Genomic DNA, 22,842 nt, shown 5'->3' with positions numbered 1-22,842 from the left:
TAATCTAAAATAACTTCTACTCCCCCAATCCAAAATCTAAAACTTGTACGATCGCGACTTGTGTTGAACGTAGCCGCAGCAAGCCGAAGTATCTAAAATTTAAAATCGCTAATCGATCGCTCTCGCTTTAATCTAAAATAACTTCTACTCCCCCCAATCCAAAATCTAAAATCCCAAATCTAAAATAGATATGTCTCATTCCACCGATATAGTCACCCTCGCCCGCTGGATGGCGGCCGACTTCAGCAATCAAGCCCAAGCCTTTGAAAATCCGCCTTTTTTCGCGCACATCCGCGTCTGTATGAGACCATTACCCGTGGAGATATTGGACGGAGTAAGTCTTTATCTAGAACAAGCCTACGACATCGAGATCAACTCTCCGTACCGAGTGCGAGTGTTAAAATTAGTCCCGGCGGACGATCGCATCGACATCGAAAATTATGCGATCGAAAATGAAGCACAATTCTACGGCGCATCCCGCGAACCCCAACGGTTGCAAGAAATCAAAACAGCACAACTCAAACTGCTCCCCGGCTGCACCTTTCTGACCCACTGGACGGGCAGCAGCTTCAAGGGCGTTGTCGAACCCGGAAAAGGGTGCGCTGTGGTCAGAAACGGCAAAAACACCTATCTAGATAGCGAATTCGAGATCGACCAAGACAAGTTTATCAGTCACGATCGCGGGCGCGACCCAGAAACCGACGCCCACGTCTGGGGAGCCCTCGCGGGCCCCTTTGAATTCACCAGGCGCGCCAGTTTCGCCGACGAAATTCAGGTTTAATGCCGAAAAACAGAGTATGTTTTGGGCGATCGCGCTCGATTAAAGGTTCACAATGCACCATTACCTGGTACATTAACCCAGTATTGGCAAGCAAGATTCACCGTTGATTTGTCAGGAACCTCAGCCCTGACGGCGTGAGGCTTGGAAGAGAAATCTCAAAAGCCGTCTTGACGGGCCTAAGTCTTAACTGACTGCGTTTTTTGAGTCACGACACCGGAGAATGCGTAGCTAGTTTTCCGCTCTGTCATTTGCAGTTAAACAGTTTCCAGGTAACAGAAACAGTGCTGCAAGTCTAAAAAGCTCTTAAAACCTTGACCGACAAGCTAACTTTACCCCAGAAATGGGAGTTTGAGGCAACCATACCTCATCGGAGGGGCAACCATGCCCCTCCACCCCGCGAGGGGATTTAAATTGATGTAAAGCCGTGCTAAAAGCACGGGGTTTCTACCCATTATTTTAATGAAAGTCCTGGTTATTGGTGGCGATGGCTATTGCGGTTGGGCAACCGCACTCTACCTTTCTCAAAAAGGTCACGAAGTTGGCATCCTCGACAGCTTCGTGCGGCGGCACTGGGATCTGGAACTGTGCAGCGACACCCTCACTCCTATCGCGCCGATTCAGCAACGACTCCAGCGATGGCAAGATTTAACGGGTAAGTCGATCGACTTGTTCGTCGGTGACATCACCAACTACGATTTTCTCAGCAAAAGCATGAGAAAATTTGCACCAGAGGCTGTAGTCCATTTTGGCGAACAGCGTTCGGCACCTTTCTCGATGATCGATCGCGAACACGCAGTCCTCACCCAAGTCAATAACGTCGTCGGGACACTCAACCTGCTGTACGCCATCCGCGAAGACTTCCCCGACTGTCACCTAGTGAAACTGGGGACAATGGGCGAATACGGCACCCCGAATATTGACATTGAAGAAGGCTACATTACGATCGAGCACAACGGCCGCAAAGATACACTACCCTATCCCAAACAACCGGGCAGTTTCTACCACCTGTCAAAAGTCCACGACTCCCACAACATCCATTTTGCCTGCAAAATCTGGGGTTTAAGAGCCACCGACTTAAATCAGGGCGTAGTCTACGGCGTGCTCACAGAAGAAACCGGCATGGACGAACTGTTAATCAACCGTTTGGACTACGACGGAGTATTCGGTACGGCATTGAACAGATTTTGCATCCAAGCTGCGATCGGTCATCCCCTGACAGTTTACGGCACCGGCGGACAAACCCGCACCTTCCTAGACATTCGGGATACAGTGCGCTGCGTGGAATTAGCAATCGCCAACCCCGCCGCCGCCGGAGAATTCCGCGTCTTCAACCAATTCACCGAACAATTCAGCGTCGGCGACTTAGCCTTGTTGGTGCAAAAAGCAGGCACGGCAATGGGATTAAAAGTAGAAATCAACAACATCGCAAACCCCAGAGTCGAGAAAGAAGAACATTATTTCAATGCTAAAAACACCAGTTTGCTAGAACTAGGCTTGCAGCCGCACTATCTCTCAGATTCCCTGCTCGATTCTCTGTTGAATTTTGCTACAAAATATCAGCACCGTGTCGATAAGAACCAGATTTTGCCGAAGGTTTCTTGGCACAGGTAAGTTTGGGTTTCTAGTTGCGGGAGAGAGTTTTTTTAACGAACCGCGAAGGCGCAAAGGGCGCTAAGGAAGAGAAAAGAAGGGAAGAGAAGGGTTTACAAGTTATGAATGGATTTCCCTCTATCTTTGGCTCTGTTGCTCTGTGTCCTCTGTGTCCTCTGCGGTTAATTTAAAAATTATATCTCGTAATTACTGGTGATGAAGCTGCTAACAGAATCCTATTTAAATCAAGCGAGTAAATTGCCGAAAACAGGCCGTCACATTCTGGCGCAATTTGACGATAATACTGTTGTAGTTTACCAAGCTTACCGTCCGGCGATCGGTCTTTTTGCTGCAAAACACGGTTATTTTGGCGGTGAATTCAGTCTGAACCGCATGAGTTGGATTAAGCCGAACTTTCTCTGGATGATGTATCGATCGGGATGGGGAACAAAACCCGGACAAGAAGTAATTCTGGCTGTTTGGCTAAAACGTTCTGCCTTTGATGAAATTTTAGCATCTGCCGTTGGTTCTAAGTTCGTTCCAGCAGTGTACGGAAGCGAAAAAGAATGGCAACAAGCTGTTAAAAGTTCTGCTGTACGGCTGCAATGGGACCCGGATCGTCATCCAAGCGGAGCAAAACTAGAACGGCGGGCAATTCAACTGGGTTTGCGCGGCAGTGTTTTAGCTAATTACGCGCGAGATTGGATTGTGAATATTCGGGATATTTCCGAATTCGTCCAGCAACAGTCTCACTACAATACAAAAGCCGATCGCTCGGAATTACTTGTTCCCCGCGAGACAGTGTATCCTGTTACCGACCCCGATGTTTGCCAAAGACTGGGAATATCGATTTCCTAAACAATATATAAAGAATATAGCCTTTGTCAAAAAAATGAGGTATGTCTGGTAATGGGCGATCGGGAATTGGTAATCGATAGTTTCTATAAGCTTTCCGAGGTTTCTATCTGGTAAAGACCCTCGCTATTGTGTGTGTTCTCCCTACTGAATAGTCGCAGAATTTGGCATACCCGATCTTTATGAGAACCTATATAACTACAGCTTTCTTCCTTCTTCACGCTTGACTTCTTCCTGATGACGTTGTACGGAAAGCTCGGGGCGACAGCACTGATGACGTTGGACTAATGACTGATGACGTTGGACTTCTTCCCTCTTCCTTCTTCCTTCTTCCCTCTTCCTTCTTCCTTCGTTTTATGAAAATTGCTCTGTTCACTGAAACTTTCCTGCCGAAAATAGACGGCATTGTCACGCGCCTGATTCACACTGTAGATCATTTGCAGCGATCGGGCGAACAAGTTTTGATATTTTCTCCAGATTACGGGATAAAAGAGTACAAAGGCGCTCGGGTTTACGGTGTGGAGGGTTTGCCTTTGCCGATGTACCCGGAGTTGAAAATGGCACTTCCTTCTCCGGCTGTCGGTCGCGAATTAGAGCAGTTTAAACCGGATATTATTCATGTTGTCAATCCCGCTATTTTGGGGTTGGGCGGCATATATTACGGCAAAAAGTTTAATATTCCGATTTTGGCTTCTTACCACACGCATTTACCTAAATATTTGCACCACTACGGTTTTGGAATGCTCGAACCTTTGCTGTGGGAATTGCTTAAAGGTGCTCACAATCAAGCCCAATTAAATCTGTGCACTTCTACAGCAATGGTGGAGGAACTCAGAAATCACGGGATCGATCGGGTAGACTTGTGGCAGCGGGGCGTTGATACCGAAATGTTTGTCCCCGAATTGGCAAGTCCAGAAATGCGATCGCGCTTGTCTGAAAATCACCCAGACAGCCCCTTACTACTCTACGTCGGCCGCCTCGGTGCCGAAAAAGAAATCGAGTCGATTAAACCAGTCCTCGCCGCGATTCCCGGTGCCCGCCTCGCCCTCGTGGGAGACGGGCCGCACCGACAAACCCTCGAACAATATTTTGCTGACACCCCCACTAATTTTGTCGGCTACCTCAAGGGGCAAGAACTAGCTTCTGCTTACGCATCTGCCGATGCCTTCATTTTTCCCTCCCGCACCGAAACCCTAGGCTTGGTGCTCCTAGAAGCTATGGCTGCAGGAACGCCCGTAGTGGCGGCGCGCAGCGGCGGAATTCCCGATATCGTTACCGACGGGGTTAACGGCTATTTATTTGACCCGGCTGATGAAGCAGGAGCTCTGGCTGCTACAAAGCGCCTGTTTGCCAATCCCGAAGAACGGGAAACCCTGCGCCAAAACGCTCGCTCTGAAGCTGAACGCTGGGGTTGGGGCGCTGCTACGGCACAACTGCGGCGCTACTATCAATCGGTGGTATTTGCCCAGTCGATGCCTTCTGCTGCGTGAATTTTGCAGTCAAAGCTGGTGATGCTAAAAACCAGGTTTCTCGATCGAGCCGATTCGCCCGTGCGAACCTGATTTATTGCGATTAATCCACCGGACGCGATCGGAGTCCTCTGTTAGAAGCTGTTGTGCTTTTTGCTACCGACAGCCCGATCGTCCGTTGGCGCGCGAAAACCCGCTTTCTCCAAGATCGATCGAATCGAAATTTTTGGCGGCTGGGATTGCTGTAGCTATCGTGTTGTTGCGTTTACCATTAAACTATGAGTAGCATTTGGAATGCTTCGCCCGTGACAAAATACCGCCATTCAGCAGACCGGATACGGTAGCCGAAGGCGCTAAAGCAGTCAGATTGCGTAGCAGCCCCCTTACATAGCGTCAAATCTACATTGCCCGCGCTCGATCGCACCAGCCTGCAAGTTAATTTTGAAGCTGGCAGTGTTCCTCACTCAAGTTCAGCTTTAATTCACGAACCCAAATTGGTATCGATGTTGTAAAAAAAACGATCGATCGAGCATATCTAAAAAGCCAACTGAAGTTGCGGCCAAAAAATAAACTCACGATCCCGAACAAGCTACAAGCAAGTGCAGGCTTTTGGAGCAAACAACTTAAAAGTTGGCACCGCCGCAGAATCTAGCACCGATCGACCAGCAGGTCTGTCTACCCCTCTGAGCAAGCACTTAATCATGACATTCTCCAATGCTGGTAGCGTTCTGGCTACACTGACTCAAGTCAATTTTATGGGGGCATTAACCTCCCGTGTTAAGAGCCTGCCAGTTCCTGAATTAGTGTGCTTGCTGGACTTTATCACGGCAGAATTTCAGCAATTCATCCGGGCGATGGACCTGATTAACAATGACGCACTCGAAACTCTCTTAGAGCAACTTTTAGATGCCTTCACTGTCAAAATTGGTCAGATTCTGCAAGCAGACCGGACAACAATTTTTTTGGTTGACTCCAGCAAAAATCAACTTTGGCACAAAACAGCCCACGCGCTCACGGGCGAAGATGTAGAAGTTCGCTTGCCTATGGATGCAGGTATTTTAGGCTACGTAGCAACTACCGGAAAATCGATAAATGTCACAGAAGCTCGATCGCACGAGCATTTTAATTCCGAAGTAGACGAACCGCCGGGGTATCAAATCGAGACCATCCTCTGTATGCCGATTTTTAGCAGCAAGAGCCAAAACGAACCCGTAGCGGTGGTCAGACTGTTAAATAAAGCTGGCAATGCCCCCTTTACCGAGGAAGACGAACAGCAGTTTCAGACTTTTGCAGATTCGATCGGGATTATTCTCGAAAGCTGTCAGTCTTTCTACGTTGTCGCCCGCAATCAGCGAGGAGTGGCCGCGCTTTTGAGAGCCACCACGACTTTAGGTCAAAGTCTTGACTTGGAAACAACTTTGCGCGCAGTCATGGATCAAGCTCGCGACTTGATGCAGGCCGATCGCAGCACGCTATTTTTATTAAATCGGGAAACCAACGAACTCTGGACAAAAGTCGCCAAAGCCGACGGTAAAACCATCGTCGAAATTCGCATTCCTGCCAATAAAGGAATTGCAGGTTACGTGGCTTCGACCGGTCAACCCCTAAATATTACAGATGCTTACGACGATCCCCGCTTTGACCCATCTACAGACCAGCAAACCGGATACCGCACTCGGACTGTCCTGTGTATGCCGGTGCATAATGCTAAAGGTGAGCTGATCGGGGTAACTCAGCTAATTAATAAAAATCAAGGCACTTTCACCGCTTCCGATGAAGAGTTTTTGCGAGCGTTTAATTCCCAAGCCGGAATGGCGCTGCAAAATTCTCAACTGTTTCAGAACGTGATGGTGGAAAAGCAGTATCAAAAAGATATGCTGCAAAGTCTGTCAGATGCAGTGATTTCCACCGATTTGCAGGGGCGGATCGTCACAATTAACGAAGCAGCCCTAGAATTGTTGGGCTGTCCCCCAAATCAAGCCAAAGGCAAACACCATCCCCAGATTTGGGAAGAAAAACTGATAGATCGTTATGTTTGGGAAGTTTTGCCGATCGATAATTTGCAATTTAGACTCGAAGATAGTCTCAACCATGCAGCCCGACATTACGTTCCCGAACAAAATTTAACCTTGGGACTCTTGGTGGAAAAAACGTTTTGTTCTGCAGCATCCGCAGAAGAAACAGCAGAAGACAGTTATATTTTGGCCGTGCCCGATCGCACGGACCCGAATTTATATTACGCTTGGGGCGAAAACACGGCCTGGACTGAAGAAGTAGCTCTAGCAGAATTAGCTAACTCCCAATCTCTATTTTCGCTGCCGAATTCTGCCCGGAATCACCCTTATTGTCCCTTACCCATCAATAAATCTCAAATTAAACTAATTGAACGCAGTTTGAATTTGACAGTTAACCCGCTGATCAATCCAGAAGGCGGCGTGCGCGGCGGTTTAGTGGTACTCGAAGACATCAGCCGCGAAAAGCGGATGAAAAATACGATGTACCGCTATCTGACTCCCGGAGTTGTAGATAAAGTGATGGCCCTGGGCGAAGGAGCCCTGATGGTGGGCGAACGCAAAGACGTTACTATTTTATTTTCTGACATTCGCGGCTACACCTCGCTGACTGAAAATCTGGGAGCGTCGGATGTGGTATCCCTGTTAAACGAATATTTTGAGACGATGGTGGAGGCAGTTTTCCACTACGAAGGTACTTTAGACAAGTTTATCGGCGATGCTTTAATGGCCGTGTTCGGCGCGCCGCTGCCGCTGAATCCTCCCGAAAGTCACGGTTGGATGGCGGTTCAGTCGGCTTTAGATATGCGGAGGCGTTTGAAAGAGTTTAATGATTCTCGCCCCACGGAAGTTCCGTTTCGTTTCGGAATAGGGATTAGTTCGGGAGAAGTCGTTTCCGGCAATATTGGTTCGGAAAAACGGATGGATTACACGGTAATCGGGGATGCCGTAAACTTGAGTTCGCGCTTGGAACAGCTTACAAAAGAGTACGGCTGCGATATTATTTTGAGCGAATTTACCTACAATTTGTGCCGCGAAGGAATTTGGGTGCGAGAGTTGGATAAGGTGCGAGTTAAGGGCAAAAATCAGCCTGTGGGAATTTACGAGCTGCTGCAAAATAGTACCGATCCCCTTGACTGCGAAACCGAAAGGTTTTTGGAACTTTACAGTAACGGTCGGTATGCTTATATTGCTAGAAATTTTCAGAAAGCTATTAGTTATTTTGAAGCGGCTTTAGCGATGCGACCGGGCGATCGACCTGTGGAAGTTCATCTACAGCGATCCCTCAGTTATTTGGAAGTAGCCCCGCCCGACGATTGGGACGGCGTGCATACTATGACAACAAAATAGTCCACTGTATCATATCCGATCGTTAAAATCTAAAAAGATTAGAATAATTTTTTATATCTTCCTTATGACAGAGTTGATAAGTATAAAAATATGAAAAAATGGATATCATGCCACATTAAAAAAGTTAGTATTTATTTCAAGGCCAACCATTAAATGAACTATTTATCTGTTCCCAATGCCACAAAAGCCGATCGCATTCTGGTGGTAGATGACGCACCAGATAATGTTTTATTGGTGCAGACAATCCTTGAAGAAGAAGGTTACGAAATCAGCACGGCTGATAACGGCTTTTCTGCCTTGAGCCAAATTGAAAAGTCCGCCCCGGATTTGGTATTGCTAGATGTAATGATGCCGGGAATGGACGGTTACGAAGTCACCAAGCGCATTCGACAAAACAAGGAATTGCCCTTTATCCCAATTTTACTGATTACGGCTCACGACAGCGCCAGCGTAGTCCAAGGATTGGATATGGGAGCAGACGATTTTATCCGCAAACCGGTGGAAATGGACGAACTGTTAGCTCGGGTGCGATCGCTCCTGCGGCTAAAACACAGCGTAGACGAACGAAATTCGATCGCCCTCCAGCGCGAAGATTTTGTCTCCAGACTCGCCCACGACTTGCGGACGCCCCTCGTAGCTGCCGATCGAATGCTAACTTTAATGCAGCAGGGAGCTTTGGGAGAAATCTCCCCTCAGATGAGCGACGCTTTCGGGACAATGGTTCGCAGCAACAAAAACCTGATCGCGCTGGTAAATATGCTCCTAGAAGTCTACCGTTACGAAGCAGGCGGCAAATCCCTCAGTTTCGCTCCCGTGGACTTGCGCCAGCTTATTACCGAAGTAGCTGAAGAACTCGCGACCCTAGCCGATGTCAAAAATTTGTCGGTTAATTTAGACTTGAGCGAAAGTGCAGAAAGTGCTCCGATTGCTAAGTATCCGGGCGATCGTTTGGAGCTGCACCGCTTGCTGACAAACTTAATCGGAAATGCAATCAAATTCACCGACAGCGGCTCCATAGATGTCAGCTTAAAAGCGGCAAATTCCCCCGCTTATACGAGCTTCAAAAATCAACCGCTGGCCTGGGTAATTATTCAAATCCAAGATACCGGCCCTGGCATTTCTGCCGCAGCAAAAACCAAGTTATTTGAAAGGTTTGGTTCGGGAACTCACAAGAAATCCGGCACGGGTTTGGGACTGCACCTCTGCCGCCAAATCGTCGAAGCTCACCGCGGCACAATTCATGTAGAATCAGAGTTGGGTAAAGGCAGCTTGTTTACTATTCGTTTGCCTTGTTAGAGCGGTATACATAACTCTAACTTTTGGGTGGGAAATGCCGACATTACTACAGATAAACTGTAATTGTAGGTTGCAAATTGCGTACCTAATCGAATTATGGTTAATTTACCCGATGTCATATAATTACTTGGCAACCGAATTTATGGCAATATGTCTAACTGTCCAGTGTGCGGTGCCCAATACACAGAAGCAAAAGCCGAATTTTGCTCGATTTGCGGCTGGGATTTGACTCCCTACCCGCAACGCCCTAAGCCTTCCAAAACTTATTTAAAACAAGAACAAGTTAGATTGCAGTGGGCAAAAAAAATGTGGGAATCGGCCCGCAATCAACAAAATTGGTCAGCCAGATTTGACGAGTTGCAACAGGAATTGCAGCAAGGTGCGATCGCCCGCACCTACATTCAATCTCAGTTAGAATGGGTTCTGTACCGCCTCGAACAACTAAACCCCGAATTCATAGCCGACACTTTACTCCGACTCGAAGAAAAAATTGGCGCGATACCTGACCAAACTCCGGCTATCTCTGAAGTGGGGATGGATTACCGACAACTCAAAAAGCTGTTAGAAACCGGAAAATGGCGCAAAGCCGACGAACACACTTGGGAAATTTTGCTGCAAATCGCTGTCAGGGAAGATGAAGGCTGGCTGAGTGCAGCCGATATTGACGCCTTTCCTCTTACAGACCTTCGCACGATCGACCAACTTTGGCAACAATACAGCAGCGGGCGGTTCGGATTGACCGTACAGCATCAGATTTGGGAAAGTGTTGGGGGGAAATATACAGAATTGTGCGATCGAGTCGGCTGGCGAGTCAAGGAAAATTGGAAATATTACAGCGAGCTCTCGTGGGGCGAAAATGCCCCCGCCGGACATCTCCCCGTCACCGCATGGAGACAGCGCGCTTGTTACGGCGCGGGCACACTCACCGCAGCCGAAAACTTTGCCCGCATTGTGGAGAGAATGGCTGCGGGCGATCGATAATTATCAAAAATTAAAAAACTCAAAATTGACAAGAAGCTGCTATAATCAAAACGGTTCAGCAACTGGGGCTGTGGCTCAGATGGATAGAGCAAGCGCCTCCTGAAGAATCGGGCACCCTGCGAGGAAACTCTGGGAGTGAATGTGGTCAAACTCAAGGAAGCCTAAGTCTGACGGCAGATAAGGTAATCTTGAGCCAAGCTTTATCTAAGTTTAGGTAAAGAAGGTGCAGAGACTGGCTTTAGGAAGTAAAACACAATAAAACCTCCTAAACATACGGCCACCACCTAAAGGCTGCAAGCCTATGGTGAAGGAATAGTCCAGAGAGTGGGGAAACTCACACAAATCTGAAGCGCTAGGTCGCCGGTTCGAACCCGGCCAGTCCCGTTCAAAAATTTATAACCGCCAACAACACAAGGGTAAAGCCTGGTTTTGCCCTTTTGTTGTGCGTATCCGCTAACCAATTCACCTACGTACGCCCCGTACAAGCTATAGATTCAATTATTCAATCTAAAATCGCCACTTCCAGGCCCAACACAAGCCATAGATTCAATCTAAAATCTAAAATCTAAAATCTAAAATCTAAAATCTAAAATCCCCTGACCCTTTTTTAAATTCTTAATTTTAAATTCCTGTTAGTGGGTTGTACGTGCGGTATTTTTTGTTATGGTTCCTTTGTCAGCTATGCAAAATTTTTATAGGTTTAGATGTGGTTAAGAATCAATTCAAACACGCGGCGTTACAAGCGTTTGAGGACTTCATGCAGTTTTTGGTTCCTCGTCGGGCTGGTGATAGCGTGTTGGTTTGGCTATCTCCAGCTTAAAAGCGAATTTCTGAAACCCCAAGCTTTGCTAGTTCTAGGTGGGGCTACGGAGCGAGAGGTGTTTGCGGCAAAATTTGCTCAGAAGCACCCTCAATTGCCAATTTGGGTGTCTTCTGGCAGCAATCCAGAGTTCGCCGAATGGGTGTTTTCAGAAGCGGGCATTAAGTCCGATCGGCTGCACCTAGACTACAGAGCGGTGGATACGGTAACAAATTTTACCACGCTGGTAGATGAATTGAAAGCTAGAGGGATTGAGAGCGTCTATCTGATTACTTCTGACGATCATATGCGGCGAGCCGAGATTATCGGCGAAATCGTGCTCGGCAGTAGAGGCATTAGTTTTAAGCCTGTAGCAGTTCCCTCGGGGCGAACCCCCGAACCGGTAGAAAAAGCTGTTCGCGACGGCGCTAGAGCCCTTCTTTGGCTGACAACGGGTTATACCGGTGCTAACTTCAGCCAAGCCAGAATTGAATAAATTACTCTGGGATGCACGGGTAGCCAGAAACCTAGTTTTCTCACCACAATATTTGTTTAAAACCTTCAATAATAGTCAAACAACCCCGGTTTCTTGACTCCGATGCGTAAGTTTTTCAAACAAACGTCACGATTGAGCAAGCTTTAAATCTTTTTACTGAACCAAGCTTTTAAACTTGTCTCCTATAGCGCAATTTAACAAACCACGAAAACGCTAATGAAAAATGTGCAATCAGAGCAGAAAAAATCAGAAGAAAACAAAACAGAAAACAGAAATAGTAGTTTAAAATTAGTAGATAAACTTCAATCGCCAAAGTTAATGACTGACATAATTATGCCGCAAGTTTTGGAGCAAATTTTGAGTAACAGCAAGACTGCGGATGCTGTTTTTTCAGCTTTGCTGCCGGCTTTAGGCGAAGTGTTAAATTGCGATCGCGTTTTTCTTTATCTCCGCAATCCTGAAACCAAAACAGGTAAAGCAGCTTACTGCTGGTGTCGCAACTCGAACTATCCCGATGTTACCACTGTCGAATGGAAAAAAGAACCGGAATCTTTAGGGGAAGAAGACCCTTTGTTTGCAGCAGCCTTGCGAGCTGAGCCGTCGATTTTTGTTGAGGATGTCGAAACAGCAAATCCTGAAGTTGTCAACAAAGATTTTGAAGCAAAAGAGTTCGGACATCGTGCTTTGATTCACGCTCACCTTTGTGTTGATGGCTTGTTGTGGGGGGTTTTGCAGCCTTGTATTTTCGATCGCCCCAGAGTCTGGACTGACTTTGACCGCCAAGTTATTGCAGCAGTTACAGAAAAAATTTCGCCCTTAGCTGTTGCTTTTGTTAAGGGCGCGCAACCGAAATAAAATAGGTTAGTAGTGTGGAATGCGAGTCCGCTCAAAAGAAAAAACTGAAGTCCGAACGATCGAACCTGCGAGCACATCAGCGGCCCAAATCGTGCATCGCATTAATCTCAGTTGCACATCTTTGAGTCAGCGCTTCCAACTCCTGGCGATCCGACGAACCGGGCGCCTCAATTACTTTACCAATTCGTATAGTTAACGGCACCGGTTGCGGTACTAGCAAACCTTTGATGGAAATCGCATGAGTTCCCCACAAACTAACAGGTAACAGCGGGGCTTTCGCCTTAGCAGCTATCAGCGCCGCACCTAATTTCGGCTCAGTAATTCGACCGTCTGGCGTGCGAGTTCCCTGCAAAAATACACCTGTCGCCCAGCCTTTTTCCAAAGACTGGATGGCCGAGCGAATTGCACTGCGATCGGCACTTTCCCGCTTGACTGGATAAGCGCCGTAAAGCGTAATTGCCTGCTTCAAAATAGGAACTTTAAATAACTCTTCCTTCGCCATAAATGCGACAGGCCGCCTCATGCAATTAGACAAAATCGGCGGGTCAAAATCGCTGGCGTGATTGCTGACTACTACCAGCGGCCCTTCTGCTGGAACGTTTTCGGCACCGTAGATGCGGCCCCGAAAGTAAAGGTGCAGCATCGGGCTGACTATTGACCACTTGAATAAATAGTAGAGAAGTAAACTTTCGACTGGTTCGCGACTTTTGCTCACGGAAAACCTGAGATTTTAAATTACATCGAATATTAGCCTATCAGTTCAGCAATCAAAATTGAACAGTATTTTGAGGTTTGTACATTTTCAATTGATATTTTCGAGCCTTGTCGATCGCCCGTACCGGCTTTGCACAACAAGCCGCAGTAAAATTTGCCTGTTGTGCTATTTATTTTTCGCCACTTTTCGAGCCAACGAACTCAATTTTAGAGTCTGCGGCTTAATTCAACGTTAAGAATCGATTAAGCGGGTACATCTGCAAAACTGCTCACATTTACCAAGTCTAGATCCGGACAAGTCCGTTTGATCAAACCTGTGAGAACTTTGCCGGGGCCAATTTCCAATACCCGATCGATTCCTTGTTGCGGCAATTGCAGCGAAATTTCTCGCCAGCGCACGCCTTTAGTCATCTGCTGGTTCAACCGCTGCTTTAAGGTAGCGGCGCTGGTAGTCGCTGTTGGTTCTGAGTTCGAGAGTACCAGCATTTTAGCATCCGAAAATCTTGCCGCTTTTAAGGCTTGTTGAAACTCTGATGCCACTGATGCCATCAGCGGAGAGTGAAACGCACCAGAAACATTCAATTTAACGGCGCGTTTGACTTTGATTTTGGCAAGCAAATCTTCTACTGCTTCTGGAGTTCCAGAAATCACAACTTGTGCTTCGCTGTTGTCGTTGGCGAGTACCACATCTTGGCTGTATTGAATTTGCAGTTCTAGTTGCTGCCTGTCAAACCCGATCAAAGCCACCATTTTGCCACCGGAGGCTGTGTCCATGAGTTCGGCGCGACGTTTGACCAAGCGCAATCCCGTTTCAAAGTCAAACACGCCTGCTGCGTAGAGGGCAACGTATTCTCCTAAACTGTGACCTGCCACCACTGCAGGCCGATCGCTCTTTTCTCGCACTAAGTCTGCCAAAATGCTTTCTATTACGTACAAGCAAGGCTGAGTGTAGAGAGTGCGAGATAGTTTTGCTTCTTCTTTTTGGCAAACTTCTGGGACAGACCAGCCTAAAATTTCTTTGGCTAGCTCAAATTTGGCTTTGGCTGTTGGCAAGTTTAATAAATCTGCACCCATCCCGATCGCCTGGGAACCTTGTCCGGGAAATACCCATGCTGTTTTAGTCATTTTTCCGGTAATCTGCTAATTGGTGGTTGCTAAGAAAGTGATTCCAAAAATTCTTTGTTTCCCGCTTTTAATTTCGCTTGCTGGTATCCGCTATCTTTCGGTTCACGAACTATCTAGTAGCGACTCACAATTATAACATATAACTGCGCTTTTTACTACGTTTATATTTTTTTGCTACTTTAGTTCAGATCGATCGCCCTAGCGTAATTTTCCACCTGCGACGAGGGGAAAGTCGAGCCCAAAATAGAGGATTTTCAATTGCAGCATACACTTTTCCAGAATTCCTGTCGGAGAATGTACGGCTTTGTGCGCGCATTACCCTATTTACAACCTCTTAAAAAGGTAAAGAATTTTTATTTTTCAATCGTCGCACTCCCGAAAATCACGCTTGGCAAGTTGAAATCTGCCAAAAAATATTATACCAGCTACCTAAAAAAATGAAACCGCCGGCCCGCGATCCCAACCCATAGTTCATCAGTAATTCCCCCATCTAAAATCTAAAATCTAAAACTCGTGCACTCGCGAAGCCGAAGTATCTAAAATCCTACTACCTTCCCCATTGAAAAATCCCCGCCCCCCAAGTCAAACCAGCACCAAAACCAGCAGCAGCAATAGTCTCGCCTGCTTTAACTTTACCCTGACGCACGGCTTCGTCTAAGGCAATCGGAATTGAAGCCGCTGAGGTATTGCCGTAATTTGCCAAATTGCTGATGACTTTTTCCGGGGGAATTTTCAGCCTTTGAGCAACTGCATCAAGAATCCGCTGATTGGCTTGGTGCAACAGCAGCCAGTCTATTTCTGCCGCGCTGACATTGGCCCGAAACATAGCTTTTTCTATGACTTCCGGCACTTTTTTTACCGCAAAACGATAGATTTCTTGACCGTTCATTGTGATGGGCCCAAACCCGCCTACTCCGATATTCACGCCTTCAATTAATTCTTTTGATTCGGCGTTGAAAGCCAAATTGAGAGACGCATTTTGCGTGCCGTCGCTGCGAATTTCAAATCCCAAAAAGCGATCGACTTCGGAAGCTTGCAATACCACCGCACCTGCACCGTCTCCAAATAGAATGCAAGTACCCCGATCCGACCAATTTACCCAGCGAGATAAAATATCTGCTCCAATTAGCAAAACATTTTGATAAACCCCTGTCCGAATAAACTGCGAGGCTGTAACTAAACCAAAAACAAAACCAGAACAAGCTGCTGTCAGATCGAAAGCCACAGCTTTTGTTGCGCCTAACTGATATTGAATTTTGCCTGCACTACCAAACAAATCGTCGGGACTTGAGGTAGCCAAAATAATCAAATCGATATCTGCGGGCGAAATTTCTGCCATTTCAATCGCCCTTCGGGATGCTTCAGTTGCCAAATCGCACAAAGAAGTGCGATCGTCCGCCAGCCTGCGCGATCGAATACCAGTTCGCGCCGCAATCCACTCGTCAGAAGTTTCTACTATCTGACTCAAACCGTTATTATCAAGGGAAACCTGCGGTGTACAAGAACCGCTACCCGTGACGGCAATACCAAACCCTGATTGCTGCAACATTCCTCTCCATTTACTCGCTATTGAGTTCAAAGATTAAAAATTAAAAATTAAAAATTACAAATTAAACTTCTTTTTTAAACTACTGAAATTACTTTTTTAGCGAGTAAAACAGATTGTTTAATTTGACATTTTTAATTTTTAATTTCTACTTACTGCCTCTAATTGACAGCTTCTTGTTCCAGAGCGGTTTCGCGATTTTCAGAGCGAATTCGTTCCAGCACTTGGTTGTCAATAGCCTCTTTCGCCAAACGAATGGCATTAAAAATCGAGGCAGCTTGAGACGAACCGTGGCTGATAATGCAAACTCCAGCAACGCCCAACAGCAAACCGCCGCCGTGTTCAACGTGGTCTACCCGCTGCTTGAACCCCTTGAGGCTTTCTTGCAGGAGGGGAGCACTAATTTGATTTTTGAGTCCGGCTGCCAATTCTTCCTTAAGCACTTGCACCACGACTTCGCCCACCGCTTCGGCAAACTTCAACAACACGTTGCCTACAAACCCGTCGCAGACAATCACGTCGAACTTCCCCGACAGCACGTCGCGGCCTTCGGCATTGCCTACAAAAGGAATGTGAGGATTGTCCACCAATAATTGATGGGTGCGTACCGCCGCGTCGTTACCTTTAGAAGGTTCTTCGCCAATATTGAGCAGACCGATTTTTGGTTCGGCTACGCCCAGAACGCACTGGCTGTAAATAGTTCCCATCAGAGCAAACTGCTCCAAAAATTTGGGGCGGCAGTCCACGTTAGCGCCAACATCGAGAATGAGTACGGAGCTGCCCGATACCATTGTCGGCAAAACCGCACCGATCGCAGGGCGATCGATTCCGGGGAGCCGCCCCAACCTCAGCAGGGCCGCAGCCATTGCCGCGCCGGAGTGACCGGCGGACACCACAGCATCAGCTTGCTGCTGCTTTACCAAGTTCATGGCTACGTTAATCGAAGCCTTGGGTTTGCGTTTGAGGGCACTTAAAGGTTCTTCGTGCATTTCTACCGTTCCTTCAGAAGGAACGATTTCTAGCTGACCTTTGCAGACGCGGCCGATCGCGTCTTGAAGACGTAGCGACTCTTCTATTTGCTGCGGGTCGCCCACCAGCAAAATCTCGACGCCTAATTCTTCCTGTGCCTTAAGTGCTCCAGCTACAACTTCGGCGGGGGCATGATCCCCACCCATAGCGTCTATTGCAATTCTTGCGCGTGTCGATCCCATTGACCAATGTTTGAGAAACATTAAAAATTTTACCAGGAAGTCAGTCGATTTGAGATTTTAGATTTGAGATTTTAGATTGGCTTGCAGTATTGAATCTGGGTGGAGGAACTAGGCTTTAAAATTTTGGGAGTATTCACTTCAGCATTCGGGGGCAGGGTATCGGTTTTTTGCGGATCTGGAGTCTGAATCCAGAAAAGCGAATAAATCACTAAAATCTGCTCGCGCCCGATCGGACAATTGTCATTACCTACTACTCTGAGAGAGCTTGTTTTGTCCCTACTTTATTTTTTTGACTGCAAATTGAAAAACTCAACCGAATAGTTTACTGTGCGCCCCGCCGAAAAACGGATACTTGCTTCCATTCGTGGTGAGCCGCCCACAATTTTAGACTTTTGTTCAATCTCCCAGATTGAGCTGTGGACTAAATCTAAAATCTCAAATCTCAAATCTCAAATCTCAAATCGACTGACTGACTTAGGAGTAAAAAATGCTGGATTTATTTAGCTCGGGAATCATGTCTCTGTGGCTCGACATGGCTGGGGTACGCAGTGCCGCACCCAACGCCGTGTCGGTGCTGGCTTGGCGGGGAGGGATTCCTGGGTTAGTGGTGGCCGAAGAGCTGGCTTTTGGGAAAATAGATGCGGCAAATCCAGACTTGCCCGCAGAAGCTGCCGTGCAGGAATATTTAAAAGATTTGAAGGCGAAGCATCTCATCGACGGCAATCAGGGAATTTGGGTGCAAGCCGGAATGCTGCCGCTGGTAAGTCAGCAGGGGACGGTGCTGATGCCTGGGGCTTCCCTGACTAAGATTGCGACTTCTCTGGCTTCCCTAGAAACTTGGGGCGCGGATCATCAGTTTGAAACGCGGTTCTGGGGAACGGGGCCCATTAGGAATGGGGTGTTGCAGGGGGATTTGGTGATCGCTGGCGGGGGCGATCCGCTGTTTGTGTGGGAGGAGGCGATCGCCGTGGGTAATGCTCTCAATCAAATGGGTATCAATCGCGTGGCGGGAAATTTGGTCGTAACTGGCAATTTTCCCATGAACTACCAGTCCGATCCTCTGGTTGCGGGGGAGGGTATGCGACAGGCTCTAGATAGTCGCAGTTGGTCGCCAGACCTGCTGGCAATCTATTCTAAGATGGCTCCGGGCACCCGAAAGCCGCAAGTAACGATCGCCGGCAGCCCGATCGCTCAAAAAATTCCCGCTTCCGGGCGTTTGCTGTTGAAGCGCCGATCGCTTCCTTTAGCCGAAATTCTCAAGCAGATGAATGTCCACAGCGACAATGAAATTGCCCAAATGCTGGCCGACAATTTGGGTGGGGCAAAAGTTGTTCAGCAACAAGCGACTTGGGCTGCTGGGGTGCCGCAGGCGGAACTTCAATTAATTAACGGTTCGGGCTTGGGAGTCGAAAATCAAATGTCTCCGAGGGCGGCTTGCGGGATGATGCAGGCGATCGGGCGCAACCTTCAGACTACAGGGCTGACGATTGCTGACTTGTTTCCGGTGTCCGGGCGCGATAAAGGAACTTTGGAACACCGACACATTCCGCGATCGGCTGTGGTGAAAACTGGTACTTTGAATACGGTGATTGCTTTGGCTGGAGCCATACCCACGCGCGATCGGGGCTTAGTTTGGTTTGCAATTATCAATCGCGGCACCGATTGGGACTCTTTGAGAGAGCAGCAAGATATATTTTTGCAAAAGCTGGTGCAGCAGTGGGGCACTGCAACGGCTTTACCTATAGCAATTACACCGCATATAGACGGTGCCAGACCGGCCCTAGGCGCGGCAAATCGCAGCGATATTTTGCTCGGAGGTTGAAGAAGTCCTTAGTCCTTAGTCAGTAGTCAGTAGTCAGTAGTCAGTAGTCCTTAGTCAGTAGGTAGGGGCGGTGCCTGTGAGTGCGGGCCCTCTTAACAGTCAACAGTCAACAGTCAACATTCAGCAGTCAACAGTCAACAGTCAGCAGTCAACAGTCAACAGTCAGCAGTCAGCAGTCAACAGTCAGCAGTCAGCAGTCAACAGTCAAGAGTCAACAGTCAACAGTTGCGGTGAATGCCCCAGAGCATAATGTGAGATTTCTCGCCTGGAGTATGTCACAATTGAGCGAGGACTATTGTGCAAGAAGATGATCAAACTGCGATTGAAGAGATACGGGAAAAAACGCGAGACCAGCTACCGGATTGTAGCGATGAACAGTTCTACCCGCCGCGACGGCCGTCCCTTAGAAGAACTCGGCTTCTACAACCCCAGAAATAACGAAACCAGGCTGGATGTTCCAGCGATTGTCAAGCGCCTCCAACAAGGCGCTCAGCCAACTGACACCGTGCGTGACATCCTGAGAAAAGCTAATGTATTTGAACAAGTCGGAGCCGGAGCCAACGTTGAGTCCAGCAGCACAACAGCAGTCAGCTAGCCCTAACTATGCTGGACTGATACAGTTTTTAATTGCACCTTTTCTGGAGTCGCCGGACTCTTTGCGGGTTGATTGCGAACTGCACCCCCGCCAATCTCGCGTCTGGGTAAGGCTCGCTTTTGAAGATCCTGACAAGGGGCGGGTTTATGGTAGGGGCGGACGCAATATTCAGGCAATTAGAACTACCCTCGAAGCGGTGGCGCAAACTGTGGGTCAGTCGCTCTACTTAGACGTATACGATAGCGAAGGAGGCGATCGAGGCTCCGGGCCACCTAGGGGCGATCGCGGTATGCGCGATCGAGGAGATTTCCGACCCCGAACTTCGCCTCCCTCGCCTACTCCCTTACCTAGCAGAGCTCCGAGAGAACAACCTCGCCGTACTAACACACCTACGTTTAGAACGAGCAGAAATACTCCCGGTTATTAACTAACTGCAAAATCCAAAAACAATTTTAGGTTTTAGATTGCCTGTTGTAGGCTTGGTATTACAAGCCCCCTGTGATTTTAGATGGCCGATTTTGCGATCGGACACAAATCTAAAATTTTCAATCTCAAATCTCAGCAGCATCAGGTAAATCTAAAATCTAAAACTTGTTCGCGAGCGAAGTCGAAGAATCTACAATCTAAAATCTCAAGTTGTGTGACTTCAAAGAAGGGAGATTTGATTTGTGCCGCAAGCACCAAACTCATTCATTTAAACAGAAAAGACGCCTTAGATACTAGGTAAAACTTAGTACCTGGCGTCTTTTTGTTCGCAAAAGCCAGCTAATTTAACCATCGATAGTTAAATTTTCTAGCAACCGTTAAATCTGGCGCGAACGTAAATAATATCTATCAAATCTGTTAGCATCAGAATAGTAAATTCAGGCGTTGACTGTTAACTGTTAACCGTTAACCGTTAACATCATGAGGTGTGCAACCGGAATTGATATAACCTCACGAATCACAACTATAATCGTTACAGATAAATGGTTTGATTCCCATACATAACTGTTTGCTGTTTGCTGTTTGCTATCCACTGCTACAATTGCTTATTTGGAGGAGCTCATGCTGGCATGACTGAAAAACTAACAATTGAGTTGCCGAACACTCAAAGCGCTATCTCGCTGGCCGGCAATCAAGAAGAAAACTTGAAAATTATCTCTAAGCAAACCGGCGCTAACCTGGTAATGCGAGGGCAAGAACTGCTGATTTCTGGCACAAAAACTCAAGTAGAATTGTGTCATCAATTAGTGCGATCGCTCTCCGACTTCTGGAAAGCCGGCAAAACCATTACCGGAGTAGAAATCCAAACAGCGCGCCAAGCTTTGGATAGCAACCGCCAAGAAGATTTACAAAACTTGCAGCGAGACGTGCTCGCCAAAACCCGCCGCGGCGAAGAAATCAGAGCCAAAACCTTCAAGCAGCGCCAGTACGTCCAAGCAGTACGCACCCACGACCTGACATTTTGCATCGGCCCTGCGGGTACTGGCAAAACATTTCTAGCAGCTATTTTCGCCGTACAAGCGCTATTAAGCAAGCAGTACGAACGGCTGATTTTAACCAGGCCAGCCGTAGAAGCTGGCGAAAAATTAGGATTTTTGCCCGGAGATTTGCAGCAAAAAGTCGATCCCTACTTGCGCCCGCTTTACGACGCCTTGCAAGAAATGATCGAACCCGACAAAATGGCCGATTTAATGGAAAGAGGCCTGATCGAAGTAGCTCCTTTAGCTTATATGCGGGGGCGCACTCTCAGCAATGCTTTCGTCATTTTGGACGAAGCTCAAAATACGACTCCGGCTCAAATGAAAATGGTGTTGACTCGTCTCGGCTTTCGATCGAGAATGGTAGTCACCGGCGATCTAACTCAAACAGATTTGCCCGCACATCAACAGTCGGGATTGTCAGTTGCTCAAAATATTCTGGGAAACGTTGAAGGCATAGCTTTCTGCGAATTCACTCAAGCAGACGTGGTGAGACACCCGTTAGTACAGCGGATTGTCGCTGCTTACGAAATGTACGAAAAATGAATGAATGGAAGAAGGAAGAAGGAAGAAGGAAGAAGAAAGAAGGAAGAATTATCCTTTTTGATCTAATTAATTTTCCTGCTTTCCAACTAACCTTTGCTTCTTGTCGATTTAATCCAAAATCCAAAATCCAAAATCCCAAAGTGATATGACTGCGACTCTTAAAGAATTCTTAGAAGCTTGCGAAAAATTGGGGACACTGCGTTTAATCGTGACTAGCAGCGCGGCAGTGCTGGAAGTGCGCGGTTCAATACACAAGCTGTTTTACGCAGAGTTGCCCAAGGGTAAGTATGCAAATATGCACGCCGAAATATTTGAATTTCACTTGAATATGGACAAAATCAAACAAGTGAAATTTGAGACTGGCGAGGCAAAAAGAGGCAATTTCACCACCTATGCAATTCGTTTTTTAGACGAACAAAATGATGCTGCTTTGAGCGCATTTTTGCAGTGGGGAAAGCCGGGAGAATATGAACCGGGACAAGTAGAAAATTGGCAAGAATTGAAAGAACAATACGGTGAAGTTTGGGAGCCAGCACCGGTTGAAACACTTTAAAGCTAAATAATAATAAAAAAGGTTCGATTGTTCGGACTTTAGTCTGTAAAACAGCCCAAAACTCCTGACTAAAAAAGGTTCATAGTGAGGAATTTAGTTCGCAAAAATTAGGACTAAACTCCTCACTACGAACCTTTTTGATTAATAGATACAATTAGCTGTTTGAATATCATTTAGTATGAAATTAATTTGGGGTTTTTGTTTGGTTTGCGCGTTGATTTTGTGGGGTGGCGGCGCGCAGGCGGGAGTTTTGGGCGATCGCATTTCCAGTTTTCCCAATTGGAATAGCAAGCCTCCCATCCCTGCAGCTAAGGGAGATTTGGTGTATCCCGATTGGATGGCGGGCGATTGGAATGTTGCCAGCACTTTGGTAGATTTAGCCGCTCCTTTAGCCCCAAATATTGTCACGCCCGGGTTTGAAAACAACCGCCAGTATTTGCAGCAGCCGATATTATTTAAAGTGCGATTTCAACCAGAAAAAAATAGAAGTTTTGTTTCTAATTATAAATTTAAGCTAGCTGGAAAGATTGTAGCCGATCGCGCTTTTAACGGTTTGAACATCGCCAAAGCCTATTTAGGCGACGGCGGCGTACTTTCGGTGAAAGTCGATCCGAACAATCCCAACCGCCAGATTACCATACTCAAAGGCGATCGCCCAATACGGTTCAGTTAAGGGCTATGCAGTGCTTAAAACAATAAATACAGGAGGATTCATGATGATTCCAGTACCTCTATGCTTAACTTGTTTAGAGCGAAATTTTGAGACAGGCTTTTTGACAACTC

General features: G+C 47.2%; 21 protein-coding genes and 1 pseudogene. 17 read left to right on the top strand and 5 right to left on the bottom strand.

Features of this window, described 5'->3' with window-relative positions:
• Positions 1-190: 190 nt before the first annotated feature.
• The 3 genes from AACV78_RS25325 (at position 191) to AACV78_RS25315 (ending at position 3,229) form a co-directional block, all read left to right on the top strand.
• A complete protein-coding gene (locus tag AACV78_RS25325) occupies positions 191-781 on the top strand; it encodes a chromophore lyase CpcT/CpeT (RefSeq protein WP_194010190.1) in 591 nt (196 codons plus the stop codon).
• A gap of 459 nt (positions 782-1,240) precedes the next feature.
• The gene (locus AACV78_RS25320; RefSeq protein ID WP_194010191.1) at positions 1,241-2,392 is read left to right on the top strand and encodes an NAD-dependent epimerase/dehydratase family protein; all 1,152 of its coding nucleotides are present in this window, start codon (positions 1,241-1,243) and stop codon (positions 2,390-2,392) included.
• A gap of 195 nt (positions 2,393-2,587) precedes the next feature.
• Positions 2,588-3,229 carry a DUF4291 domain-containing protein gene (locus tag AACV78_RS25315; RefSeq protein WP_194010192.1) on the top strand — a complete coding sequence of 214 codons (642 nt, stop codon included), beginning with the start codon at positions 2,588-2,590 and terminating at the stop codon, positions 3,227-3,229.
• A gap of 214 nt (positions 3,230-3,443) precedes the next feature.
• On the opposite strand, the gene AACV78_RS25310 is transcribed toward AACV78_RS25315, so the two are convergent.
• Positions 3,444-3,602, bottom strand: coding sequence for a hypothetical protein (locus AACV78_RS25310; protein ID WP_194010193.1), 159 nt, complete (start codon positions 3,600-3,602; stop codon positions 3,444-3,446).
• Here AACV78_RS25310 and AACV78_RS25305 point away from each other — a divergent pair.
• From AACV78_RS25305 to AACV78_RS25280, 6 genes are all read left to right on the top strand, one after another.
• Positions 3,583-4,716, top strand: a complete 1,134-nt coding sequence (locus tag AACV78_RS25305) for a glycosyltransferase (RefSeq protein ID WP_194010194.1) — start codon at positions 3,583-3,585, stop codon at positions 4,714-4,716. The two genes, AACV78_RS25310 and AACV78_RS25305, sit on opposite strands and share 20 nt — an antisense overlap.
• Before the next feature lie 680 nt (positions 4,717-5,396).
• Positions 5,397-8,057: a GAF domain-containing protein gene (locus AACV78_RS25300; protein ID WP_194010211.1), complete on the top strand. Its 2,661-nt coding sequence runs from the start codon at positions 5,397-5,399 to the stop codon at positions 8,055-8,057.
• Between the two features lie 153 nt (positions 8,058-8,210).
• Positions 8,211-9,353 (top strand): ATP-binding response regulator, encoded by a 1,143-nt coding sequence (locus tag AACV78_RS25295; RefSeq protein WP_194010195.1) that lies wholly within the window; start codon positions 8,211-8,213, stop codon positions 9,351-9,353.
• A 150-nt stretch (positions 9,354-9,503) separates the two neighbouring features.
• Positions 9,504-10,334: a GUN4 domain-containing protein gene (locus AACV78_RS25290; protein WP_194010196.1), complete on the top strand. Its 831-nt coding sequence runs from the start codon at positions 9,504-9,506 to the stop codon at positions 10,332-10,334.
• Positions 10,335-11,038: 704 nt separating this feature from the next.
• Positions 11,039-11,629 (top strand): YdcF family protein, encoded by a 591-nt coding sequence (locus AACV78_RS25285; RefSeq protein ID WP_194010197.1) that lies wholly within the window; start codon positions 11,039-11,041, stop codon positions 11,627-11,629.
• Between the two features lie 318 nt (positions 11,630-11,947).
• The gene (locus AACV78_RS25280) at positions 11,948-12,484 is read left to right on the top strand and encodes a GAF domain-containing protein (RefSeq protein WP_194010198.1); all 537 of its coding nucleotides are present in this window, start codon (positions 11,948-11,950) and stop codon (positions 12,482-12,484) included.
• A gap of 76 nt (positions 12,485-12,560) precedes the next feature.
• On the opposite strand, the gene AACV78_RS25275 is transcribed toward AACV78_RS25280, so the two are convergent.
• The 4 genes from AACV78_RS25275 to plsX form a co-directional block, all read right to left on the bottom strand.
• Entirely contained in the window at positions 12,561-13,199 is a 639-nt protein-coding gene (locus tag AACV78_RS25275; RefSeq protein ID WP_194010199.1) for a 1-acylglycerol-3-phosphate O-acyltransferase, read from the bottom strand.
• A gap of 242 nt (positions 13,200-13,441) precedes the next feature.
• Entirely contained in the window at positions 13,442-14,323 is an 882-nt protein-coding gene (gene fabD / locus AACV78_RS25270; protein WP_194010200.1) for an ACP S-malonyltransferase, read from the bottom strand.
• A 547-nt stretch (positions 14,324-14,870) separates the two neighbouring features.
• Positions 14,871-15,872: a beta-ketoacyl-ACP synthase III gene (locus AACV78_RS25265; protein WP_194010201.1), complete on the bottom strand. Its 1,002-nt coding sequence runs from the start codon at positions 15,870-15,872 to the stop codon at positions 14,871-14,873.
• A 158-nt stretch (positions 15,873-16,030) separates the two neighbouring features.
• Positions 16,031-17,080 (bottom strand): phosphate acyltransferase PlsX, encoded by a 1,050-nt coding sequence (gene plsX, locus AACV78_RS25260; protein WP_194010202.1) that lies wholly within the window; start codon positions 17,078-17,080, stop codon positions 16,031-16,033.
• Positions 17,081-17,567: 487 nt separating this feature from the next.
• Between plsX and AACV78_RS25255 the strand changes: the two genes are divergently transcribed.
• The 8 genes and pseudogenes from AACV78_RS25255 to AACV78_RS25220 form a co-directional block, all read left to right on the top strand.
• Positions 17,568-18,902 carry a D-alanyl-D-alanine carboxypeptidase gene (locus tag AACV78_RS25255; RefSeq protein WP_194010203.1) on the top strand — a complete coding sequence of 445 codons (1,335 nt, stop codon included), beginning with the start codon at positions 17,568-17,570 and terminating at the stop codon, positions 18,900-18,902.
• Positions 18,903-18,978: 76 nt separating this feature from the next.
• Entirely contained in the window at positions 18,979-19,152 is a 174-nt protein-coding gene (locus AACV78_RS25250) for a hypothetical protein (protein WP_194010204.1), read from the top strand.
• A gap of 57 nt (positions 19,153-19,209) precedes the next feature.
• Positions 19,210-19,497 (top strand): 30S ribosomal protein S16, encoded by a 288-nt coding sequence (gene rpsP / locus AACV78_RS25245; protein ID WP_194010205.1) that lies wholly within the window; start codon positions 19,210-19,212, stop codon positions 19,495-19,497.
• Positions 19,433-19,924, top strand: coding sequence for a KH domain-containing protein (locus tag AACV78_RS25240; RefSeq protein ID WP_194010206.1), 492 nt, complete (start codon positions 19,433-19,435; stop codon positions 19,922-19,924). Before rpsP ends, AACV78_RS25240 begins: the two co-directional genes overlap by 65 nt.
• Positions 19,925-20,552: 628 nt before the next feature.
• Positions 20,553-21,506: a PhoH family protein gene (locus tag AACV78_RS25235; RefSeq protein ID WP_194010207.1), complete on the top strand. Its 954-nt coding sequence runs from the start codon at positions 20,553-20,555 to the stop codon at positions 21,504-21,506.
• Entirely contained in the window at positions 21,503-21,655 is a 153-nt protein-coding gene (locus tag AACV78_RS25230) for a hypothetical protein (protein ID WP_194010208.1), read from the top strand. Before AACV78_RS25235 ends, AACV78_RS25230 begins: the two co-directional genes overlap by 4 nt.
• On the top strand, positions 21,652-22,059 hold the full coding sequence (locus AACV78_RS25225) for a ChuX/HutX family heme-like substrate-binding protein (protein WP_194010209.1): 408 nt from the start codon (positions 21,652-21,654) through the stop codon (positions 22,057-22,059). Before AACV78_RS25230 ends, AACV78_RS25225 begins: the two co-directional genes overlap by 4 nt.
• Positions 22,060-22,237: 178 nt before the next feature.
• Positions 22,238-22,720 (top strand): annotated as a pseudogene (locus AACV78_RS25220) (DUF6816 family protein); the annotation flags it as partial.
• Positions 22,721-22,842: the final 122 nt, after the last annotated feature.

This window comes from Tychonema sp. LEGE 07196 (genome assembly GCF_963890365.1).
In the GTDB taxonomy this organism is placed as follows: Bacteria; Cyanobacteriota; Cyanobacteriia; order Cyanobacteriales; family Microcoleaceae; genus Microcoleus.
This window is presented reverse-complemented; position numbering and strand designations above follow the sequence as displayed.